The 20,007-nt window shown below is 60.9% G+C and carries 14 protein-coding genes; 7 read left to right on the top strand and 7 right to left on the bottom strand.

Going from position 1 to position 20,007, the window contains the following annotated elements; genetic code table 11:
* Positions 1–26 precede the first annotated feature (26 nt).
* The 5 genes from CVV65_RS14895 to alr all read left to right on the top strand — a co-directional run bounded on the left by CVV65_RS14895 (position 27) and on the right by alr (position 6,131).
* Positions 27–713, top strand: a complete 687-nt coding sequence (locus CVV65_RS14895; protein ID WP_100668809.1) for an EAL domain-containing protein — start codon at positions 27–29, stop codon at positions 711–713.
* A gap of 133 nt (positions 714–846) precedes the next feature.
* The gene (locus CVV65_RS14890; RefSeq protein ID WP_100668808.1) at positions 847–2,235 is read left to right on the top strand and encodes an amino acid permease; all 1,389 of its coding nucleotides are present in this window, start codon (positions 847–849) and stop codon (positions 2,233–2,235) included.
* 223 nt (positions 2,236–2,458) lie between these two features.
* Positions 2,459–3,832, top strand: coding sequence for an LCP family protein (locus CVV65_RS14885; protein ID WP_100668807.1), 1,374 nt, complete (start codon positions 2,459–2,461; stop codon positions 3,830–3,832).
* A 242-nt stretch (positions 3,833–4,074) separates the two neighbouring features.
* Entirely contained in the window at positions 4,075–5,007 is a 933-nt protein-coding gene (locus tag CVV65_RS14880) for a ketopantoate reductase family protein (RefSeq protein WP_100668806.1), read from the top strand.
* Positions 5,004–6,131, top strand: a complete 1,128-nt coding sequence (gene alr / locus CVV65_RS14875; RefSeq protein WP_100668805.1) for an alanine racemase — start codon at positions 5,004–5,006, stop codon at positions 6,129–6,131. The genes CVV65_RS14880 and alr overlap by 4 nt, the downstream gene beginning before the upstream one ends.
* 107 nt (positions 6,132–6,238) lie before the next feature.
* Here alr and CVV65_RS14870 read toward each other — a convergent pair whose 3' ends face one another.
* The 6 genes from CVV65_RS14870 to CVV65_RS14840 form a co-directional block, all read right to left on the bottom strand.
* On the bottom strand, positions 6,239–6,781 hold the full coding sequence (locus CVV65_RS14870) for an AAA family ATPase (RefSeq protein ID WP_232059758.1): 543 nt from the start codon (positions 6,779–6,781) through the stop codon (positions 6,239–6,241).
* Positions 6,782–7,220: 439 nt separating this feature from the next.
* Positions 7,221–7,403 (bottom strand): aspartyl-phosphate phosphatase Spo0E family protein, encoded by a 183-nt coding sequence (locus CVV65_RS14865; protein WP_157935547.1) that lies wholly within the window; start codon positions 7,401–7,403, stop codon positions 7,221–7,223.
* A 551-nt stretch (positions 7,404–7,954) separates the two neighbouring features.
* Positions 7,955–8,845, bottom strand: a complete 891-nt coding sequence (locus tag CVV65_RS14855) for an NYN domain-containing protein (protein ID WP_157935546.1) — start codon at positions 8,843–8,845, stop codon at positions 7,955–7,957.
* 31 nt (positions 8,846–8,876) lie between these two features.
* Entirely contained in the window at positions 8,877–9,911 is a 1,035-nt protein-coding gene (locus CVV65_RS14850; protein WP_100668801.1) for an NAD(P)H-dependent flavin oxidoreductase, read from the bottom strand.
* A 76-nt stretch (positions 9,912–9,987) separates the two neighbouring features.
* Entirely contained in the window at positions 9,988–10,965 is a 978-nt protein-coding gene (locus tag CVV65_RS14845; protein ID WP_133121329.1) for a patatin-like phospholipase family protein, read from the bottom strand.
* Between the two features lie 34 nt (positions 10,966–10,999).
* The gene (locus CVV65_RS14840) at positions 11,000–12,244 is read right to left on the bottom strand and encodes a lysylphosphatidylglycerol synthase transmembrane domain-containing protein (protein WP_157935545.1); all 1,245 of its coding nucleotides are present in this window, start codon (positions 12,242–12,244) and stop codon (positions 11,000–11,002) included.
* A gap of 83 nt (positions 12,245–12,327) precedes the next feature.
* On the opposite strand from CVV65_RS14840, the gene CVV65_RS14835 reads away from it, so the two are divergent.
* Positions 12,328–16,119 (top strand): S-layer homology domain-containing protein, encoded by a 3,792-nt coding sequence (locus tag CVV65_RS14835; protein ID WP_100668798.1) that lies wholly within the window; start codon positions 12,328–12,330, stop codon positions 16,117–16,119.
* 99 nt (positions 16,120–16,218) lie between these two features.
* Here CVV65_RS14835 and CVV65_RS14830 read toward each other — a convergent pair whose 3' ends face one another.
* On the bottom strand, positions 16,219–17,910 hold the full coding sequence (locus CVV65_RS14830; RefSeq protein ID WP_100668797.1) for a methyl-accepting chemotaxis protein: 1,692 nt from the start codon (positions 17,908–17,910) through the stop codon (positions 16,219–16,221).
* Positions 17,911–18,079: 169 nt separating this feature from the next.
* Here CVV65_RS14830 and CVV65_RS14825 point away from each other — a divergent pair, with 169 nt between their 5' ends.
* A complete protein-coding gene (locus CVV65_RS14825; RefSeq protein ID WP_100668796.1) occupies positions 18,080–19,975 on the top strand; it encodes a stalk domain-containing protein in 1,896 nt (631 codons plus the stop codon).
* Positions 19,976–20,007 lie beyond the last annotated feature (32 nt).

Raw genomic sequence — 20,007 nt, 5'->3', positions numbered from 1 at the left:
TTGTCGAAAAGGATTGTGCGCCCGACATGAACCGTGAAGTCATTGCCCAGTCGCAACATGTGTATCAGCCCATCGTTCATTTGGCCTCGGGAGAAGTGGCGGGGTATGAAGCCTTGGTGCGGGGGCCTGCCGATCTGGGACTTTCGTCTCCCCTGCAGTTGTTTCAATGGGCCGAAGATCAGGGCATCGCCGAACAATTGGATGTGGCCTTGTTTCCAAAAGCGCTGGAGGGTGCCCCGCCGGGCCGGGTGTTTGTCAACGTCCGGGCGAGCACTCTGGCAAACTATGGCGAGCGGGTTGTGGAGCACCTCCGGGAAGTGGGGGGGCACAGGGTGACGGTGGAGATCACCGAGCAAGCGGCGGTGAAAGACCTGGTCCAGCTCGAACGGGTAGTGGACCAGATCCACCGGACGGGGGCGAAGGTGGCCCTGGACGACGTGGGCAGTGGGTATGCCAGCCTCGAATGGCTGCTGCACGTCCGTCCGGACGTGCTAAAGATGGACATGGTGTTCACCCGGGCGGCGGCGAACGGGACGTGGGCCGGGGAGATTATCCGCAGTCTGGCCAGGCTGTCGAGCACCGTCGGCGCCATGTTGGTGGCGGAGGGCATCGAGACCCGGGAGATGTGTGGGGCGGTATCGAATTTGGGCGTCGAGTGGGGTCAAGGGTATCTGTTCAGTCGACCCGCCCCCGCGTCGGCTTTCATTCAGTGAAGACCGGAGGCTTTCGTTCAGGGCGGAGGAGCTTGCGAACCGCCCGGAGGGCGCCGGTTGACAAGATTTGGGCCGTGCGGGTACAAACTACCGTAGAAGGGCGGGGGAATGCTTCAAAGGGGGATGAAAACAGATGCCCGAAGAGTCGGAGTTAGTTCGGGGACTCAAAGAACGCCATTTGCAACTGATCGCTTTGGGCGGTGCCATCGGTGTCGGATTGTTTCTGGGGTCAGCCCGGGCGATTCATTTGGCGGGGCCGGCTTTAACCATTTCGTACCTGGTGGGTGGACTCGTCATTTTCCTGATCATGCGGGCACTGGGCGAACTGGCCTTGTACAAGCCCGTGGCGGGGTCGTTCAGTACATACGCCGAGGAATTTGTCGGCCCTTGGGCCGGATTTATCACGGGGTGGACCTATTGGTTCATGTGGATCACCACAGCGATGGCCGAAATTACCGCGGTGGGGGTCTATGTACGATATTGGTTTCCCGCGGTGCCCCAATGGCTGCCGGCATTGATCGCGCTGGTGATCATGTTTCTGGTCAATCTGATTGCCGTCGGGGCTTACGGAGAGTTCGAGTTTTGGTTTGCGCTGATCAAGGTGGTCACCATCGTCGCGATGATTGTGGTCGGCTTGTTGATCATCCTGTTTGGGGTGTGGAACCATGGGGAGCCGGTGGGATTCTCAAACCTGTGGAGCCACGGGGGATTTTTCCCGACGGGGATCAGCGGTGTACTCCTCGCCCTGCAGATGGTCATGTTTGCCTACGTGGGCGTGGAGTTGATCGGGGTGACCGCCGGTGAGGCCCGGGATCCGTCGAAAACGATCCCGGCGGCGACCAATAAGATCATCTGGCGGATTCTGATTTTCTACGTCGGGGCTCTTTTGATCATTATGAGCCTGTATCCGTGGAATGAGCTCGATGCTCAAAATAGCCCCTTCGTGCTTACTTTTCAGCGGATCGGCTTCCCAGCCGCCGCGGATCTCATCAACTTCGTCGTCCTGACGGCGGCGTTGTCATCGTGCAACAGCGGAGTGTTTAGCACTGGGCGCATGCTCTATTCGTTAGCGCAGTACGGCCAAGCGCCCCGGTTTCTGCAGGGTCTCAGTTCCAGGCGGGTGCCGGCGACGGCCATTGCCGCTTCTGCGGCGGTGATGCTCGTCGGGGTGATCCTCAATTATGTGGTGCCTCAGCAAGTGTTTACGTACGTGACGAGCCTGGGGGCTGAAGGGGCGATATGGACCTGGGGCATGATTCTCGTGGCTCATATGGCCTATCGCCGCCGGGTCGCTGCCGGCCAGGTGCAGGGGGTCAAATACCGCATGCCCGGGACCCCGGTGACGAACTGGATTGGTCTGGCTTTCCTGGCCCTGGTGGTGGTCTTGCTGTTGTTCGATCCCGATACTCGGGTGGCTTTTTATGTGGCTTTGGCATGGTTTGCGATCTTGGTGATTGCGTATCAGTTTGTGCGCCGCCGGGCGGGGCATGGTATGGGCGCGGAAGGTCCAGGCCGTCCCTGAAGATTCGCCGAGGGGTAGGGGCGCGTTTGGCCTGATTCGGGGGATGTTGCGGCGGCACACCGGCAACATACGGTGTTGCCGGCAACACAACTACTATTGACAAGGTGCCTCCAGACGAGAATAATAGACGAGAACCAACTTGAAGAAGGCTGCAGGTAACAGCAGACCGTGTGGCCCCCTAGATGTGCTGTAGTGGCGAAATCCTCCCGGGGAGGCTCGGAATTTGGCAAAACGAAGACGCTGGCTGTGGATCGCCGCAGCGGTGCTTCTCGTCCTCGTTCTCGGCACCGGCGGGTATTACGTGTGGTCGATCCGGCATTTTGTAGGGGCAATCCAGGGCGAGTCCGCGGATTTGCCCCAGTGGACGGGGACGGAGCGTGTGAACATCCTGATGATGGGAGTGGACAATCGCAACCACGACCCCCATCCCCGTTCAGACACGATGGTGTTGGTCAGTGTAGACCCGGTGACCAAAACGGCGCAGATGTTTTCGATCATGCGCGATACCTGGTACAAGATTCCCGGATATGGATACGAGAAGATTAACGCCGGTTATGCGTTCGGTGGACCGCAGCTGGCCGTAAAAACGGTGGAAGATTTTCTGCAGATACCGATTCATTACTATGTCGTGACCGATTTTGTCGGGTTTGAAAAAGTGGTGGACGCCGTGGGCGGCGTGGATTTGAACGTCGAGAAATCCATGAACTACGTGGACGACGGCGTTTACGACATCCACCTCAAGGCCGGGTATCAGCATCTTGATGGCGCCCACGCCCTGATGTATGTGCGGTTTCGCCACGATGCGGAGTCCGATTTTGGCCGGACCCAGCGGCAGCGGGAATTCCTGCTGGCGTTGGCGAACCGGTTGAAGGCTCCTTCGTCCATCGCGAAGTTGCCGATTATTCTTCAGGCCATGGAGCCCTATGTGCGCACCAATATGAACTTTGGGGACATGATTCGTTTGGCCGGTTTGATGCGGGGGGTGGACATCAGCCAGGTGCAGACCGCCCAGATCCCCCAAAACCAGGATCTTCTCCCAGAGTATGTGGACGGCCAGGCGGTGCTGATTCCTCATGTGGCGGCATGCCGGCAGACGGTGCACCGGATGTTGGGCATGGCCGACGCCAGTACCTTGACGGCTTCGGCGTCGGAGGATTATTACTGGAACCTGTACAAGAATGGCGGGCCGGCCAAGTCCACCACGAAGGCGGTGGCGGCTCCTGCCCCCCAACCGGCCCCGGCTCCTCAACCCGTGCCGGAGCCCTCGGCCCCGGCCCAGGAGTCCGGGAATTCGAGTGATCAGGGGACGACCACGCCGACCAATCACAAGCCGTCTACAGATAACGGTGGGCCGTCGGGGAACAGCGGCAATGAAAAAGGTAACGGATCGGGACAACCCGGGCCTGCGGGTGGCTCTCAAGCGGGAAGCGGTGGGACGAGCGGAGGTGGCGGCACGGGAGGGAACGGCTTGCCAGGTTCTGGAACGACGAACCAGGGTGGGTCAGTTGACACAGGGACAGGGACAAAGGGCGGAACCGGGGCAGCCACTTCTTCCGCGTCTGCTCAGAACTTCAAGACGTTGCACCGAGCGGGATAGCGGCTCTCGTTTCTGCTCTACACATGATAGCCAGCGGCGATTTGCGGCATCACCACCGCGAATGGCCGCCTTCTTTTTTGAGGGCTTGGCGACCACCGGGCGGTCCAAATGACTGGTGCCCTCCTCCGACCCGGTGCCGTTTTCTGGACCTGCCCTTCCCGTCTCTCCCCATGCGCCCAGTTTCCTTCTGAGGTACAATAGTCCCGAAGAGATCCGTATCCGATGGCGTGGGGGGACTGTAGATGCGTTTTGCGGTAATCGGGGCCGGAGCGGTTGGCGGGTATTTTGGCGGGCGGCTGGTCCAGGCGGGGCAGGATGTCACTTTCATTGTCCGGTCCCGGCGGCGTCGTCAACTGGAAGATAAGGGGCTGGTGATTCAAAGTCCCGATGGGCACTGGAGCGGGCCGGTAAAAGCCGTGGAGTCTGCCGAGGGCGTCGATGCCGATGTGGTGTTGTTGACGGTCAAAGCCTACGATGCCGAAGGGGTCTGGTCCAACCTGGATCCCTTGGTCCAGCGGGGGGCGGCGGTACTGCCCTTGCTCAACGGCGTGCGCCATATGGACATCCTTCGCCGCCGGTACGGGGACGATGCGGTGATCGGCGGCCTGTGTCACGTGGAAAGCTACTTGGACGACGACGGCGTAATCCACCGCAGCAGCCGGGTGCAGGACATTACCTTCGGGGAGTGGAGCGGAGTGATCACTCCGCGCATCGAAGCCCTGGACGAGGCGTTTCGCAGGGCGGGAATCGGGTCTCACCCCAGTTCGGCCATCGAGGTCGCCCTATGGGACAAATACGCCTTTATCACGGCGGTGAGCGGCACCACGGCCCTGACCGGAGCGGGGATCGGCGTGGTGCTGGGCCACGGGTCGTCCCGGGCGGTGTTTCAGCACCTGGTGGAGGAGGCGGTGACCACAGCCCGGGCCCGGGGAATCTCCATGCCCGATGATGCCGTGGAAACGGTGATGCGACGGGCGGAAGGGTTCGAACCGGGGATGCTCGCCTCCATGGCCAAAGATCTTCGGGCGGGGCGGCCGGTGGAAATCGACCACCTCCAGGGGGCCTTGGTGGAGATGGCCCGGGAGTACGGGGTGCCCGCGCCGGTCCACGAAGTGGTGTACGGCCTGCTCACCGCCGCGGTGGCCGGCCGTTCGGTGGGCGGGGATCGGGCATGAAAGGGTTTGAAGACGGGGCGCTCACCTGGGCTGATGTGGATATATCCGCCATCCGTCACAATGTTGAATCCTTTCGCCAGTTGACCCGGGACGCGGAGATCATGGCGGTGGTGAAGGCGGATGGCTACGGGCACGGCGCGGTGCCGGTGGCCAAAGCGGCCTTGGAGGCCGGCGCCCGGCGCCTGGCGGTGGCCCGGTTGGAGGAGGGGCTCGCCCTGCGGAAAGCGGGCATTCGCGTCCCCATCCTGATCCTCGGGTGGATCGACCCCGGAACTGCCCGGGAGCTGGTGGCGGCGGATCTCGAGGTGGCGGTTTTCGATCCCGCCCACATCCCCCCATTGGCAGCGGCCGCCAGGGAACTGCACAAACGGGCCGGTGTGCACATCAAAATCGACACGGGCATGGGGCGCATCGGTTGGCGGGATACGGACCAGGCGCTGAAGTGGGCGGCCGAGCTCAACAAGGTGCCCGAAGTGGAGATTCGGGGCACCTTTACCCATTTTGCCGCGGCGGACGCCGAAGATCTCACCCATGCCCGGGGCCAGTGGCGTCGCTTTGACCACTGGGTCAAAGCCTTGGAGAGCCACGGCATGCGCCCCCCGCTTATTCACGCGGCCAATACGGCGGCGGCTCTCAGCTTGCCCGAAGCCCACTACGACGCCCTCCGGGTGGGGATCGGACTGTACGGCTACCTGCCCAATCCGGGGTGGAAGGCGCCCGTTGTACTCCGCCCGGCCCTCCGCTGGATGGCCCGCCTGGTGTATGTCAAATGGGTGGAGCCTGGCGCGACGGTCAGTTATGGCTGCACGTACCGCGCTCCGGCCCGCCGGCGCATCGGTACGGTGGCGGTGGGGTACGGGGACGGGCTACGCCGGGGATTGTCCAATGCGGGGTACATGCTGGTTCACGGCCGGCGGGCGCCCATTGTGGGACGGGTGTGCATGGACCAGACCATGATCGATCTTACGAACATTCCCGAGGCACGCTCCGGGGATGTCGTGACTGTTCTCGGTCGCGACGGGGAGGAGAGCTGGACCGCCGACGATCACGCCCGTCTGCTCGATACCATTTCGTACGAGATTCTCTGTGGGATCGGAAAACGGGTTCCCCGGCGGTACGTTTGATGGCCAGGGGATCGATGGATGCGGATTCTCCACCTCGGGGGCCGGGTGGTGCCTCCACTTTGGAACTCGTCCGATCTGGAACTCGTTCGGTTTACCGCCGTGGCCCTTTAATGATCGATGGCGGACAGAAGGGCCAGGGCAGCTTCGGCAGGGCTGAGATGGGTGGTATCCACCCGAGGTGCCTGAACCCGGGTCCACTCCTGCTCGGTGGCATCTTTAAAGGCGATGGGGCCGGGGAGCGCCCCGTCCCGGGCCAAAAGCCGCCGGCGACGTTCATCGTTTTCACAGGTCAGGACCACCACCGCCATGCCCCGTTCCCGCGCCCACTCCGCCTCTTCCACTGTCCGTCCGTCGTCGATGACCAGGGGGCCAGTGCTGTTCTCCAACGCCGCCTCTGCATGTCGGAGAATCGGGTTGGGCACGAAGCTGCGTAAAAACGCGCCGGTTCTCTGCAAGTAAGTCCGGCGGATCGATTTGGCTTCATCTTTCAGCCAAGGGAACGCTGTCTCCACCACCCGATGGATCGGCTCGGCCAGAGAATACCTGCGATACCCGTAGTTTTGCTCCAGAACCTGGGCGGTGGTCGTCTTTCCGACCCCCATGGCCCCCACGATCAAAATCGACGTCCCAGGTCGCATCGCCGCCGTCACCGTCTTCACCCCATCCATATTGTCTCTATTGGCATGTCCGCAGGGAGACAAAAACGGCGGCGCCGGTTTTTGGCCGACATCCGCCGAAACGATTGCCGAATTGACTGCCCACCCGCGTCACGCCTTTAAGATTGCGTCGATTCCTCCCCCTGGTCTTCCCCTGACCACGACTGTTCGGTTAAAGCTCCCGACACCTCCTGTGCCCTTGACCGCGACTGCCGACGGACGACATGCCCGCATAAGGCATATGTATCGCAGGAACTCGGAGCTCGGTTCGTGGGCGGAACCGGAATCTTTCAGGACAATCAGCGGACCAGTCGATGAACAACGACCAAAAGAAGCATCGTCGCCACGTACCGGATTTCGACCTCCGGGTCGTGCCATGGCTGTTTTGGTCGAGATAGGTCGGGCGTTTCGATCCCCTATGCCAACATTCGCCTCAGGTCGCGATACATTGCTGATTGTGTTCTTCGAGGCGCCTCCTCTGAACGAACACCACCAGATGGTCGAGTTGTTGGCTTTTTCTCACCATCTGAGGATCGGTTAAACGCCCATTGCACTGTTCGAACAACTGGACCAATTCGGCCCGAAGCTGGCTGATCTGGTCCGCCACCACCAACATGCATAATTCCCTCCTTAAAACAAAAGATGGCCAGATGCGCGAGTAGGGTCTTGCCGCTTGCATACGGAGGTATTATACAACGGTTTGTCGGTGAAGGCTATATATTGAAATATACAGACTTTCGACTTTTTCTGATCGCCTTCGACAAGCCTCAAGGTCTGGCGCATAAGTCGACCGGCCCCGGCACATACCTGATGGTGCAAGCAGAGGGGGGAGAGTCCGTGATCAAATATTTTGACGACGGGGATCGGATTTGGCACCTCCGCTATGGGAAAGGGCGGGTCCTTTCATCTTCCGCCGGAACGGTGTTGGTAACATTTGATAGAGGAGGAACGAAAGCTTTCACCAAAGACGACTGGGCGCTATGGCCCTGGCCACCTTGGCGGCGGATTCGGGCCACAGCGCCGTAGCGGTGAACCGGGGCCAGCCGGCCGGTCGGAACAATGGCCGGCTTCCCGGGTTTCTGGAGCAGGCACCGGCGCGTCCGCGCCGGCCCGGGTGCCCCGGTCGCTCACCGGCAGGCAAGGACACACGCTGCTGGTCAAAAGGTTTCAGTCGTCCCGTTGATCGAATTCACCGGGGTCTGCATCCATATAGTCTTCGTCGGGACTTTCCGTCCCATCCCCGAATCCCCGCAACTCTTCTAAAGCGTTGAGTGCCTCCGCCCCCAAAGTCTCCCGCACCAAAGGATGCTCCCGATTCAGACGCACGGCGGTAGTGGGGAAATCTGGGTTGTTCGGATTCGGCACTTTGTAGACCTCAAGAATCCCTTCATTCTTCGCTGCGTTCAGAATGTCTTCAAACCCGAAGCGGTAAGGGTAGCGCCGGGTCAGTTCCCGCTGCAACAAACCAAACCCCACAAAGGGAAGCCGTTCCTGCATTCCAGCCAGGACGTGAATGACCTGTTCCAGATCTCCTTCTGAGATCTGCGGCCCCGCTTCCCGAATCCGGTCCCGGGTGATTTCCTCCCGGTGGTCCAGGGCGGTGAAGGTTTCCGCCCATTCCCGCAGCGCCCGGTGAGTATAACTTTGAAAGCCACATAAATGAATATGTTTCCCGTGCTGGGTCAACCTGCGGAAAAGCGGCACCCAGCTGATGTCTCCACCCACAAACAAATGATCGGTGATGTGGGGGAGCGTATGTACACTTTCGAGCGCATCCAAGGACAACTCCAGGGCGACGGCGTCCCGGTGAAATTCTCCTGCCTCCCGGGCGGCCACGTGCCGGGGCTGAATCCCGACCTGAAGCAGCCGGGTTTGCAATCCGTAATCTCCCCGGTCAAAATCCCCATAGGCCAACGTTCCGCACCAGTGGCCCTGCAGGCCGCAGATCTCCTTAATCACCCGAGACAATTGGTCAAAATCCAGTTCTTTCCCCACACCTCGGTGCACGATTTCCCCTAATTGCTCCCAATGGACCCACGCCAAACTATTGCGTTCCACCACAATCCCCTCCAGAATACGTCGTATGCCTTCATACTGGACGAACCCCGTCGACCCCTTCCAGCCATTCGGCCCATGTGGGACCCCGCCGCAACACCCGGGCAGCCTCTGCTGCCAGGTCCCGGACCACGTCCCCGGCGGACCGGACCGAGTGAATCAGTCCCACTCCCTGGCCGGCGTTGACATACCCTTCATCCATATGCCCTTCAATGGCCGCAATCCGGTTGTTCCTCCCCACGATAAAGGGCAACAACTCTTCCATAGACGGTCGCTGTTTCTCCAGATCGAGAATTCTCTCTGTGAAAGGACTCCGCAACACCCGGGTCACCCGCCCCTGACTCCGTTCGATGACCACGGTCGCTTCATCGCCGGCCTCCACCAGGGTGCGCTTATAGGCCGGGTGGGCTTCACATTCCTCCGTGGCGACAAACAGCGTGCCGATCTGGACCCCGTCGGCGCCGAGCATGAGAGCCGCCGCCATCTGTTCCCCCGACGCAATCCCCCCCGCTGCTGCCACCGGCACATCCCGGCCCCTCTCCCGGAGGGCCCGCACCACCTGGGGAACGAGCGCCATCGTCGTGATTTCCGCCGGGCCGTTGTGGCCGCCCGCTTCAAACCCTTCGCACACCACGACGTCGGCTCCCCCCTCGGCCGCCTTCAGGGCCTGGGAGACGGTGGAGGTGAGCACGATCACCCGAAGTCCCATTTCTTTAAATTGCGGAATGAGAGGCCGGGGATTGCCCGCCGATAAGCTCACCGCAGCGATGGCGCGGCGATGTTGATCGATAACGTCAAAATAAGGGCGATTATCTTTTCGTTCGCTGATGGGAATGTTCACACCAAAGGGTTTTGTGGTCAAGGACGCGGCCAATGTAATCTCTTCGGCAAACTGTTCCGGGCTGCGTCCCGCCGATCCCACCTGGCCGAAACCTCCGGCTTCAGATATCGCTGCCGCCAACCGGCCATTTCCGACGTGGGCCAACCCCCCTTCCAGGATGGGGTAGCGAATCTCCAATACCTGACAGAGGCGAAATCCCCACTCATCTTCGTCCCAATTTCCCGGCATATTCGTCACCTCACTGACACAGACCTATCTCCACACTCAATGTATCATTATATGCGCCTTGGGGGAAGAATATCCGTTATCCTTCTCGCTGTTTCTCCAAAGTTCGACAAGTCCATTCATAAGCCGCATCGGCGATTTCGCCCAGGCGACGGAAGTCGTTCACGGCGATGGGGGGGATTTCGGGATGGATGACCCAATCGGCGGCGAGGTGAGCCGTACGGCTCTGATGGGCCAAAATCACGTTCACGGAGCGAAACAGAATGGAGATCGGGCCGTCGAACCGCCGCTGAGGCCGCCAACCCCAAGGGCTGACGAGATCCACCGCCACCGCAGCCGGGGCCCCGAGCGCCCGAAGGGGAGCCACCGGGCAATTGTCGAGCAGTCCCCCATCCACGAAAACCCGATCTTTCCATACCACCGGTTGAAAAATCACCGGGACGGCTGAACTGGCCAAGAGGGCGAGAGAAGCCGGAATCTCTTGAATAACCTCCCAGTGCAGGCCCCTTGGTCCACGAAAGGCCGATTCAGCCCCATCGGCGTCCTTGATCTGCCTTTCCGTTGCCGGTTCCAAGGGGGTCCCGTCCTTCCCATGACCCGGTGCGTCCTCCGATGACCCGTCAGTTCGAGGGGGCAGCACGTCACCAAGGGGGCGGGACGCGAAGATCACTTCCCGTCCCCGGCTGAGATCCACGGCGGAGAGCGCGACGGGGCGGGGAAGATCCCGCATTATACGAAAATCCGTGAGAGAGGCAAGCCATCGTTCCAAACGGGATGCACGAAAAAACCCCAGCCATTCCCCTCGTTGGCGGAGGAGCCGCCGCCGGGCGAGTCTTCTCCAGTCCACATCAAAATGCCGCCGCTCCAAGCGATCGAGGAGGCCCCGCAACTCCCGGTTCTCGTACCCGGCGGCCCACAGCCCGGCGACCAGGGCGCCTCCCGAGGTACCCGACATATGGGTGATGACATACCCGGCTTCTTCGAAAGCCCGTATGACCCCGACGTGGGCCGCCGACGCCGCGGCTCCTCCGGACAACGCCAAACCCACCATTTTCATTTTGCTTTCACCGCCCACTTCGCTCTGAGGCTCACTACTCCGATGGCTCCCTGGCGTTTCGATAAGACCCGGCACCCGGGGACGGCGGCTGACCGGGCCACCTCACCATGGCCAGCAGTCCCAGGGGAATCGGCAACCAGAAGGTGATCCCCCGATACGCCAAGGTCAACGCCCAGGACTGGGTCCAGGGGACGCCCAACCAGTGGTACAGGGCGGCCATGGACACTTCGAAGATTCCCAGGGAAAAGGGCAGGGCCGACAAGTTGACCAGAAGGACCACAAGGCCATATCCGGCGATCAAGTGGTGCCAGGGCAACGAAATGTGCAAAGCCGACATGAAGGAAGCCAAGGTGCCGATGCGCAGCACGTAGAGCAGAAGATTCTCGGCCAGCGCAACGCCCCACAATCCGGGTTCTTTTCGGATTCGCTCCCAAGTGGCCTCAAAGGCGCGAAACCGCTCCTCCGGGTCCCAGATTCTGCGCCGCCGACGGGGTACCCCGGGGGAGGCCGGGGCCGGGGTGGCTTGGGTCGGAGAGATCCCGCCAAAAAGTTCCGCGGCCCCGGCATTTGGGGAACCCGTGCTTGTCCGGCGCCTGCGCCGGGCCCGCCATCGCTTCCACCAGGCGGGTTCGTGAGCTTTCCACCAATCGATCAACCCGCCGATCCAATGCACGATTCGCCGGACCGCCCGGCGGCGAACCGGTGTCCATAGGAACCCCGCCCCGAGCACCACGCCGCCGATCGCCGCCCACCGGCCGACGAGCAACGCCTGATGAATGGAGGGCGGCAAGGGAATGTCAAAGGTGGACAAAAGGACCACCGACAGGGCCACAATCAACAAAGTCGCCACCAGCCCCAGGGAAGTAAACAAGCCCATCATCCACAATGTACTTGCCCAAGTGACCCCCCATCGGGCCCCGGCCACCGCCAGGACGGCGATGGTGCTGGTGCCGGCGGTTGGAAGCAACCGGTCGACGACACCGGAGACAAGGAGCAGGCGAAACAATGCCCCTCGCGGCACCGGGGTGCCCGCCGCCCGGTACAGCCGGCCCACCAGATCCCAGTAAGTTAGGAGGAACCCCGTCTCGCACGCCACCGCCAAAAGGGTCCCGGCGGGCGAGGCGTGCCGAATCACGTCCAGGATATGCCAAAGCTCATCCCGATAAAACCAAAGGGCCACAGAGACTCCGAGCACCAAGGCACCGAGCCAGATCCATAGCCATATGCGATTGGTGGTCCCCGGTTCCCGGGGTAAATCTTGGGACAGCTGATCGGCCACTGAGCGATCCTCCTCACTCGGGCAGGGATGGGATCTTCCCCTGCTGAAGCTTAGTATGACATATTTTGAGGGAGGGGGAGGCCATGAAAAAGCGGAATGTGCGCTGGGTCGCATGGCTGCTGGTCTGGCTGATGGCTCTCACCGCGGCGCCGGTGGGGGCCCTGGCCGACACCTGGTCGCTGACGGCGAATCTGCCCACCAGTAGCGATGCGGCCCTGTCGACGAATTCGAAGGTCATGGATGTGACCGTGACCTTCAACAACGTGGTGGATATCAAATGTCTGGTGCAACCCGACGGTTCCCAGGCGATCAACACCTATGAGAATCCCCAGATTCAAGGGAATCAGGCGACCTTTCCAGGCGTCGTGCTGAACCCGGGGCTCAACCTGATTTCCTTTCTCGGCACCTCGGGAAATCTTCAGGTGCAATCACAAACGTATTACGTCAACTTTCTCAACAATCCCCGCCTCAGCAATATTCAAGTGCTGGGGACGAACATCGATTCGGATTCCACCGTCGCCGTTGAATCCAGCCCGGTCAGTCTTCAGTACGACACGGAAAATGCCACCCGGAGCACTGTGAACGGAACCAGTGTATTCGGGTCGCCGGTGGGGACGAAACAAACCTGGACGACCACCCTAAAACTGAGTCCCGGGCAAACCCCGGTCACCATCGTCGCGGCTAACGCCCAGCGGTCGGTTGCCGTGCAAAAGTCGGTGGTCCTCCTCGACCCCGCCACGAAGTCGGCCCCCTTCGGTGTGACGCTGACCAGTAACGACGGCCAGGTTACCTCCCTGTGGGCAGGGCAGAAAGCGCGGGTGACGGGCTCCCAGCCTCTCACGGTCAAGGGCCAATTGGCGGCACCCGGCTCCGCGACCACTCCACCCACGGTGGAAGTCTCGGTGGATAACGGCCCATACCAACCCGTCACTTCTATCTCGGCGTCCGGCACGATCAAAGAGATGACCCAGTGGGGCGCTTCTAGCCCCCTTCAGGTGTGGGGCTGGAGTCTACCCCTTTCGACCCTCCCGGGGTCAGCGCCGGATCACACTCTCCAGTTGCGGGTGACGGTAAACGGGACGACCAACCAGACTGCGGTCGGCGACTATGCGTTCACCTACGTGGACACCACTCAACCATACTGGGGTAATCCGGCGCAATTGTTCGGAGTGACTTGGGCGGGTAGCACCGTTCAGGCCGCCCAGTCGATGCCTGTCGCCGATCCTTGGACCGTCTCCCAGGCGCCTGTCGACTTGGCGCTGTCTTTGAACAACTTCACCGGGACCCCCGATTTTAGCCAAATAAAGATCCAAGCCAAGGATGCTCAAGGCAACGTGATTGCGAACAACGTGTCCGCCACAATCGGGACGTTATCCGGACAGCCGAACACCGCGGTGATCGAATTCGGCTCCGGCGTTCTGCCCTCCGGGGACTATAACCTGGTCATCTCCATGCCCGGTGTGCCCCAGGATTTTGTCCTGCACACGGTGGTGCAGCTCTCGCCCATGCTCCAGGTGGAAGTAAAGCAGGCCGGCCAGACCCTCTCGGACGGCGCGGTGGTCCAAAAAGGCGATCCCGTCTCGGTAACGGTGACACCGATCAACTTCAGCCAGATGCCCCAGGTGTCCGGCTCCGTGAACGGGCTGAACTTGGCGCTCTCCCAGTCCGGAAACACGTATCAGGTGGGCAATGTTCAACTGAGCGAGGGAGCCAATACCTTCACGTTCAGCGCGGAGGACCCGACCAGTCACGTTCGGGTGACTTCCACCTTGACCATTTACAAGGCGAGCCCGTCGAATTTGGCGATCACCGGTTTTCAGGCGGTATCCCCGGCCGACGGGACCGTTCTTCCTTATGATGCCACAACGAATACTTATAGCACGTCCTCCCAGCGGGTGGATCTGGAACTGAAGGTCGGCCCTGTGGGGATCGGCCCCAACCAGGTCAACCGCATCGATCTGTATAAAAATGGACAGTTGCTGACCACGCTGTCCACCAATAACCCGAACCAGACCGGTTACACGTCATCTTCGTTGAATGGGCTCACTTGGTATTACCAAGGGGATGTCGTTCGCGAGATTTCCGTGGACAATACCGGCACGATGAGCCTGCGGATTTCGAGCCGGGATTCGGGCAATGGGAACTGGCTGGGGGTCGCCATGCCCGCCAATCAGACCACCAGCTTTAAAGTCACGGCGTACTCCATCTCAGCGGATGGGCACGCCATTGGTCAGCAGGTGACGCAGACTTTACTTGTGGCTAACCAACTTAAACCCTACCAGGTTTATCTCTTTAACGGGCCCGGGTCCACTCCGAACAAGCCCTTGGGCGATCCCGTGGATCTTACCCAACCGGTTCAAGTCAATCAGAACTTCCTGGATGTGATCATTGCCACCCCGTCGCCGGCGGACGCGGTAACGATCAATCGCCAGCAGGCGGTACAGTGGAAGAATCCGCCCGGTGCGGACGGAAGCCAGTGGTATTACGGGGTGGAGCTGCAGAATCTCAAGACCGGATTGAACAAAATTGCTTTCACCGTTCAGTCGGGTTCGGCGAACGAGAAGGGCACCTTGTTGGTCAATAATCTGGACCAGGCCCTCACCTACGGCCAGGCGAAAGCCTATTTTGGCAAATCTACCTCCATCAGCGTATTTGACAAACAGGTGTCTTTGAAATTCCCCAGAAACACGATGCTGGCCAATGCGGTGGCCGAAGGGAGCGAGATCATGCCCGGGGACGGGGCGACCAACGACCGGTATCTCCTGTTTGGCATCGCCGACCCCCAAACCGGCTCCATTATCGGTCCGAACGCTTCGTCAAACGGGAATCCTTTCGCGAAAGTCCCGGATCAACTGCCCGCCGGGGGCTGGGCGGTGGCGAGTCCGGTGTACTGGATCGACGCTGGCCCCAAAAACTTCAACACAGAAGACTTGGGATTGCCACCCTTTGTGCCCGCCGGCGGGATCGATCCCTTCAACGCAGGCAACGGGTTTGTCCAGCGGGGGGGACCCAACGGCGGAGCGAACGATTGGATGCAGCCCACGAAAGAAGGAACGTTGACCCTGGCCTATGACCCGCTCATCCGCAATCAGGAGGCCGGGCGGCTCACAGTCTTTTATCTGGACATGAGCGCGGTGCAAAACGGCATCTCGTCCAATCCCTGGCGGAACATCGGAGGGGTCGTGAACCTCTCCAGCCACACCATTTCCGTGCCCTTCCGGCATTTTGGGTACTACGTGGTGGCCAAGGAGGTTTACTCCTATCAGGACGTGGCGTCCCATCCCTGGGCCAAGGATTACCTCGAAACCATGTATTCAAAAGGAATCATGACCAACGACCCCGCCTTGGTGGACGCCTTTAATCCTGACGTGCCGATCACCCGGGGTGAGTTCACAACCATGGTGGTCAAGATGCTGGGGCTCCCGCTGGATTACGATCCCAATCACCGCCTGTTTATTGACGTGGGCCAGGCCACGGGGGGCCTGTATGACTACCGGTACATCGAGACCGCCGCGCGAAAAGGCATTGTTCACGGCGCGGGGCCGAACATTTTCCGGCCTGGTGACCCGCTGAGCCGTCAGGAGGCGGCGACGATGATCGCGGCGGCGATGAACCTCAAGATGACCGATGGCGTGTCGGCGAAAGCTGCCCTGTCCCGGTTGTACGGCGATGCCAATTCGGTGGACCTCTACGCGGCGCCGGCGGTGCTCGCCGTGAGCCAGAAAAAGATTATGGAGGGGTCCCCAGCCCCGGGGTCGGTCACCACGGGCCGAGGGAGCAAACCGGTGATGTATTTTAACCCGAACAGCCAGCTCACCCGGGCGGAAGCGGCGGCCATCGCTTATAACGTGATGAAGCAACTGAAAAAGCTGTAACCCCCCTGAGTCTGCAGGGTGACGGAAGCAAAAAGGCTGTCCTCGGGCGGTCAAGCCGCCGGGGACAGCCTTTCTTGCAGGCCCTTCGGACCCACTTGGTCACACCTTAAACCGGCGGACCACCTGCAACAACTCCTCCGCCATGCCGGCCAGGGCCTTGGCGGAGGCGGTGATTTCCTCGATGGAGGCCGTCTGTTCCTCGACCGCCGCCGATACGGTCTGAACTTCTCCCGCGGTCTTCTGGGCGGTGGTGACGATCTCGGATGAACCGTGCAGGATCTGATCGGTACCGGCGGAGAGCTCCTCCACAATGGCCGACATGTCCTGGATGCGGTTCGTGACCCCTTGTACATTCTCAAGAATGCTCGTGAAGGTCTCCCCGGCCTGCTCCACGGTGCGAGTGCCCGTGGCCACGCTGTCCGTCCCCCGCTCCATGGCGGCGACCGCCTCGGCCTGGTGGGCCTGGATCGTGTCAATGAGGGCTTTGATCTCTCCCGCTGCCGACGATGATTGCTCGGCCAGCTTGCGAATCTCCCCGGCCACCACGGCAAAGCCCCTGCCCTGATCTCCTGCCCGGGCTGCCTCGATCGCCGCGTTCAGGGCCAGCAGGTTCGTCTGTTCCGCCAAACTCTGAATGACCTCCACGATGGAACCGATCTTCGCCGAATGCTCGTCCAGGTCGTGGACCGCCTGGGCCGTCCGGCTCACCGCTTCCTCGATGTGTTCCATCTGCTCGGTGATCTGTTTCACCATCGCCCGGCCGCCTTCGGCCGCTTCGGCGGAGCCCGCCGCCAGCACCGTCACATTCTGCGCCGATTCCGCCGCCTGTTGTACGCCTGCCGTCATCTGGCGCATGGTTTCGGACGCTTGGCGGATCGCCTGAAGCTGTACGTCCGCCCCCTCGGCGATGGCCTGGATGGAGTTCGAAATCTCCGTCGCTCCTTGGCCCACCTGTTCGGCTCCCGCGGTCAATTGTTCCGAGGTCGCCGCCACCTGCTCGGTGCTGGCCAGAACCTGGCGCAGGATGTCCTGGATACTGTCCAGCATCTGGTTGAAAGAACGGGCCAAGTCAGCCACCTCGTCCTTGCCCTTGACCTCGATGCGCTGGGTGAGATCCCCGCCCTGCAGCGCCATTTCCTTCATCCGGGTGCTGACCCGTTGAATGGGCACCACGATGTTCGCTGCAGTGCCCACTGCAAAGGCAATGGCGATGACAATGGAGGCTGCGGAGAGCACGCCGAGAACCAACCGTTCCTGCAGGTACGCTTTTTCCACTTTAGCGGCTGCATTGTCCAGCACATTTTGAATCTCATTCGCAATATCGGCGTAGGTGGCGCGAAAATCATCCATGTACACTTTCCCGCCGGCGAAGTTGGCCCGGGCCTCGTCCATCTTCCCCGCTTTGGCCAGGTCGATCTCTTGTTGAAAATAATCCTGAACCCGGTTGATCTTCGGGACGGCTTCGGCATTCAACAGTTCTTTCAGTTTGGGGTACGCATCGCTGTGCGACTGGAGATACTCGAGGTCTTTTTTGAGTTGATCGCGGCCACTGAGATACGGCTGCAGGAAATACTGATCTCCGGTGAGGAGGAATCCCCGGGTTCCCGTTTCTTCGTTGAGCAGGTCGACCATAAGGTTGTTTGTCGCCTGAATCACGGGAATCGAATTGTTTACCACAAACTGGTGATTGTTTCGCATCAGATTGAGCTGGATATACGCCATCACCGCCTGAACCACCATAAGCACCAATAAGACCGAGAATCCCACTGCGAGCTTTGAACGAATTTTCACCTACTTGTCCCTCCTATCTTGCGGCCTATTGATCGCCAGATGTCTGTTTCACAAAATTCGTCCGCCTCCAGACGGTTCCCTGCACCGCCTCATCCATTGTTTTCCGTCGGCAGTTGTGCGGTTGGAAGAAATCCGTTAGGATGAAAAAGGGAGAGGAGGAGGGTCCTTCGTGCAAATCAGCTCGCGGTGGACCGGGCGCCGCAATGGCCTCACCGGGAAGGTGCGCCGACCTGGGTGGGCGGTTGCGCCGTTGCTCGTTCTGGGGTCATGTCTGATAAGTCCGGGCGTGTCCCAGGCGGCCGCCGATCATCCGGCGTTGTACGTGGACGGTAAGCGGTTGACGAACGACGTTCCCCCATACATAGTCCGCGACCGGGTTATGGTTCCGGTGCGAGCGGTGGCGGAAAGTCTCGGCGCTTCCGTCTCGTGGAATGAAAGGCAGAAGACCGCGACCGTTGATCGCGGCCCGGTGCATATTGAGATTCCGATCGGCCGCAATGTGTTGTACAAAGATGGCTCGGAAGTTCGCCTCGACGTCCCCGCGGAGCTGGTGAGGGACCGGACGATGGTACCTCTGCGGGCGGTGGCCGAGGCGTTGGGAGAACAGGTGAACTGGGACGGGGTTCAACAGGCGGTGTTCATTGTGACCCCGCCATCTTCGGGAACAGGTGGCTCCCCGCAGACGGGCAACGCCGGACAGACCGGGACTTCCGGTCAGACGGGCAGCCCTGGCCAAAGTGGCACCTCTGGTCAAAGCGGCGGTCCTGGTCAAAACGGCAACCCCGGCCAAAGCAGCAGTCCCGGCCAGAGTGGCACTTCGGGCCAAACCCCCACTCCTGGCCAAAGCGGGGTTCCCACAGCCGGGGGCGGACCGGGTGCCGACAGTCCGAATCCGGACGTCGTGGCGAACTTGATCGATGTACAAAGCGCCGAGCCCGGAGTGACGATCGGTCAAGTGAACAAGATCCGGGCCTTGATCCAGGATGCGGGCATTTATGATCGGCTGCGCCAAGATCTCCCCGGGGACTTCACTCAACCGGTGCACATCCATTTGGTGATCACGAAGGACGGGTTTAGCAAAGCCCTGGCCGCCGCCGGGATGAGTCCCGATCAGGTGGAGACCTTTTCGGATATCACCAGCGGGGCAGCTTTTGGCAACGAAATTTACCTGCCTCTCTATGTCGTGGCGGACGACGCCCAGATCGCCAATGTGCTCGCCCATGAACTGACTCACGTCTACCTGGATCAAAATGGCCTGGGGAATCGGATCCCCGTGTGGTTCAACGAAGGGCTGGCCTGGCACGAGGGTCTCGCCGCCCAAGGGAAGTTCCAGGCACCGGTAGTGCTTGACGGGTGGAAAAAGCGCATCGAAGCGGCGATCATCGACGGTCGGCAGAAGGGCCTCCTGGGGCCGCTGACGGGGATTACCGAAGACTTGATCTTGCACACCCCGGCCTACAATCCCGAATGGCAGGGGTACGTGGCATTGGAACACCTGGCCCAGGGCCACTGGGATCGGGTGCGGGAGTATTTGACGGCAGTGAAAAACGGCACTCCCGAACAGGTGGCTTTTTCCCGGGTTTTCGGGCAGACGGAAAGCGCGTTCAGCGACGAGATGGATCGCCGCCTGGACCAGGAGGCCAGCCAGCCCGACCCGGGCGTCACGGTGGTCTTGAACGTTCTCCCCGGCTTCTCCGGAAGCCTGGGGGTGTTGCCAAAGGGAACGGATGTCTGGGATAAATCCCGGGTGACTCCGGGGAGCTACCAGGTGACTGTGACATCGGATGGCACCATCAGCGGCCTGGGGAATAGCCAAATCTTTTACACCGTGGCCGGTGCTGACCCGAACACCATGTTCATCGGGGTGCAGCCCGACGGCACCGGCCCTGGCGGCGTGGGACAGGAGGGCGGGTTTGCGGTTTCCTACGCTTTTGGCAGATATTTTTACCAAAACGCCTGGAGCCGGACGATCGGCGATGTCCCCTCCTTCAGTCAAACCGATACGATCCTCGGTGTTCAGCTTCAAGACATCCAGTCCGGCCTGCCATCCAAAGGATCCTCCTAACAGGCCGATCGAACGGGGCGGCACTCGGCGTT

It is taken from the genome of Kyrpidia spormannii (assembly GCF_002804065.1).
In the GTDB taxonomy this organism is placed as follows: domain Bacteria; phylum Bacillota; class Bacilli; order Kyrpidiales; family Kyrpidiaceae; genus Kyrpidia; species Kyrpidia spormannii.
The sequence above is the reverse complement of the archived record's forward strand: the minus strand, read 5'-3'. Positions and strand labels throughout refer to the sequence as shown.

Bases quoted from the DNA above. Each gene is read 5' to 3' on its own strand.
- CVV65_RS14895 (WP_100668809.1), top strand. From the start codon at position 27: ATGAACCGTGAAGTCATTGCCCAGTCGCAACATGTGTATCAGCCCATC.
- CVV65_RS14890 (WP_100668808.1), top strand. From the start codon at position 847: ATGCCCGAAGAGTCGGAGTTAGTTCGGGGACTCAAAGAACGCCATTTG.
- CVV65_RS14880 (WP_100668806.1), top strand. From the start codon at position 4,075: ATGCGTTTTGCGGTAATCGGGGCCGGAGCGGTTGGCGGGTATTTTGGC.
- alr (WP_100668805.1), top strand. From the start codon at position 5,004: ATGAAAGGGTTTGAAGACGGGGCGCTCACCTGGGCTGATGTGGATATA.
- CVV65_RS14865 (WP_157935547.1), bottom strand. From the start codon at position 7,403: ATGTTGGTGGTGGCGGACCAGATCAGCCAGCTTCGGGCCGAATTGGTC.
- CVV65_RS14850 (WP_100668801.1), bottom strand. From the start codon at position 9,911: ATGCCGGGAAATTGGGACGAAGATGAGTGGGGATTTCGCCTCTGTCAG.
- CVV65_RS14845 (WP_133121329.1), bottom strand. From the start codon at position 10,965: ATGAAAATGGTGGGTTTGGCGTTGTCCGGAGGAGCCGCGGCGTCGGCG.
- CVV65_RS14835 (WP_100668798.1), top strand. From the start codon at position 12,328: ATGAAAAAGCGGAATGTGCGCTGGGTCGCATGGCTGCTGGTCTGGCTG.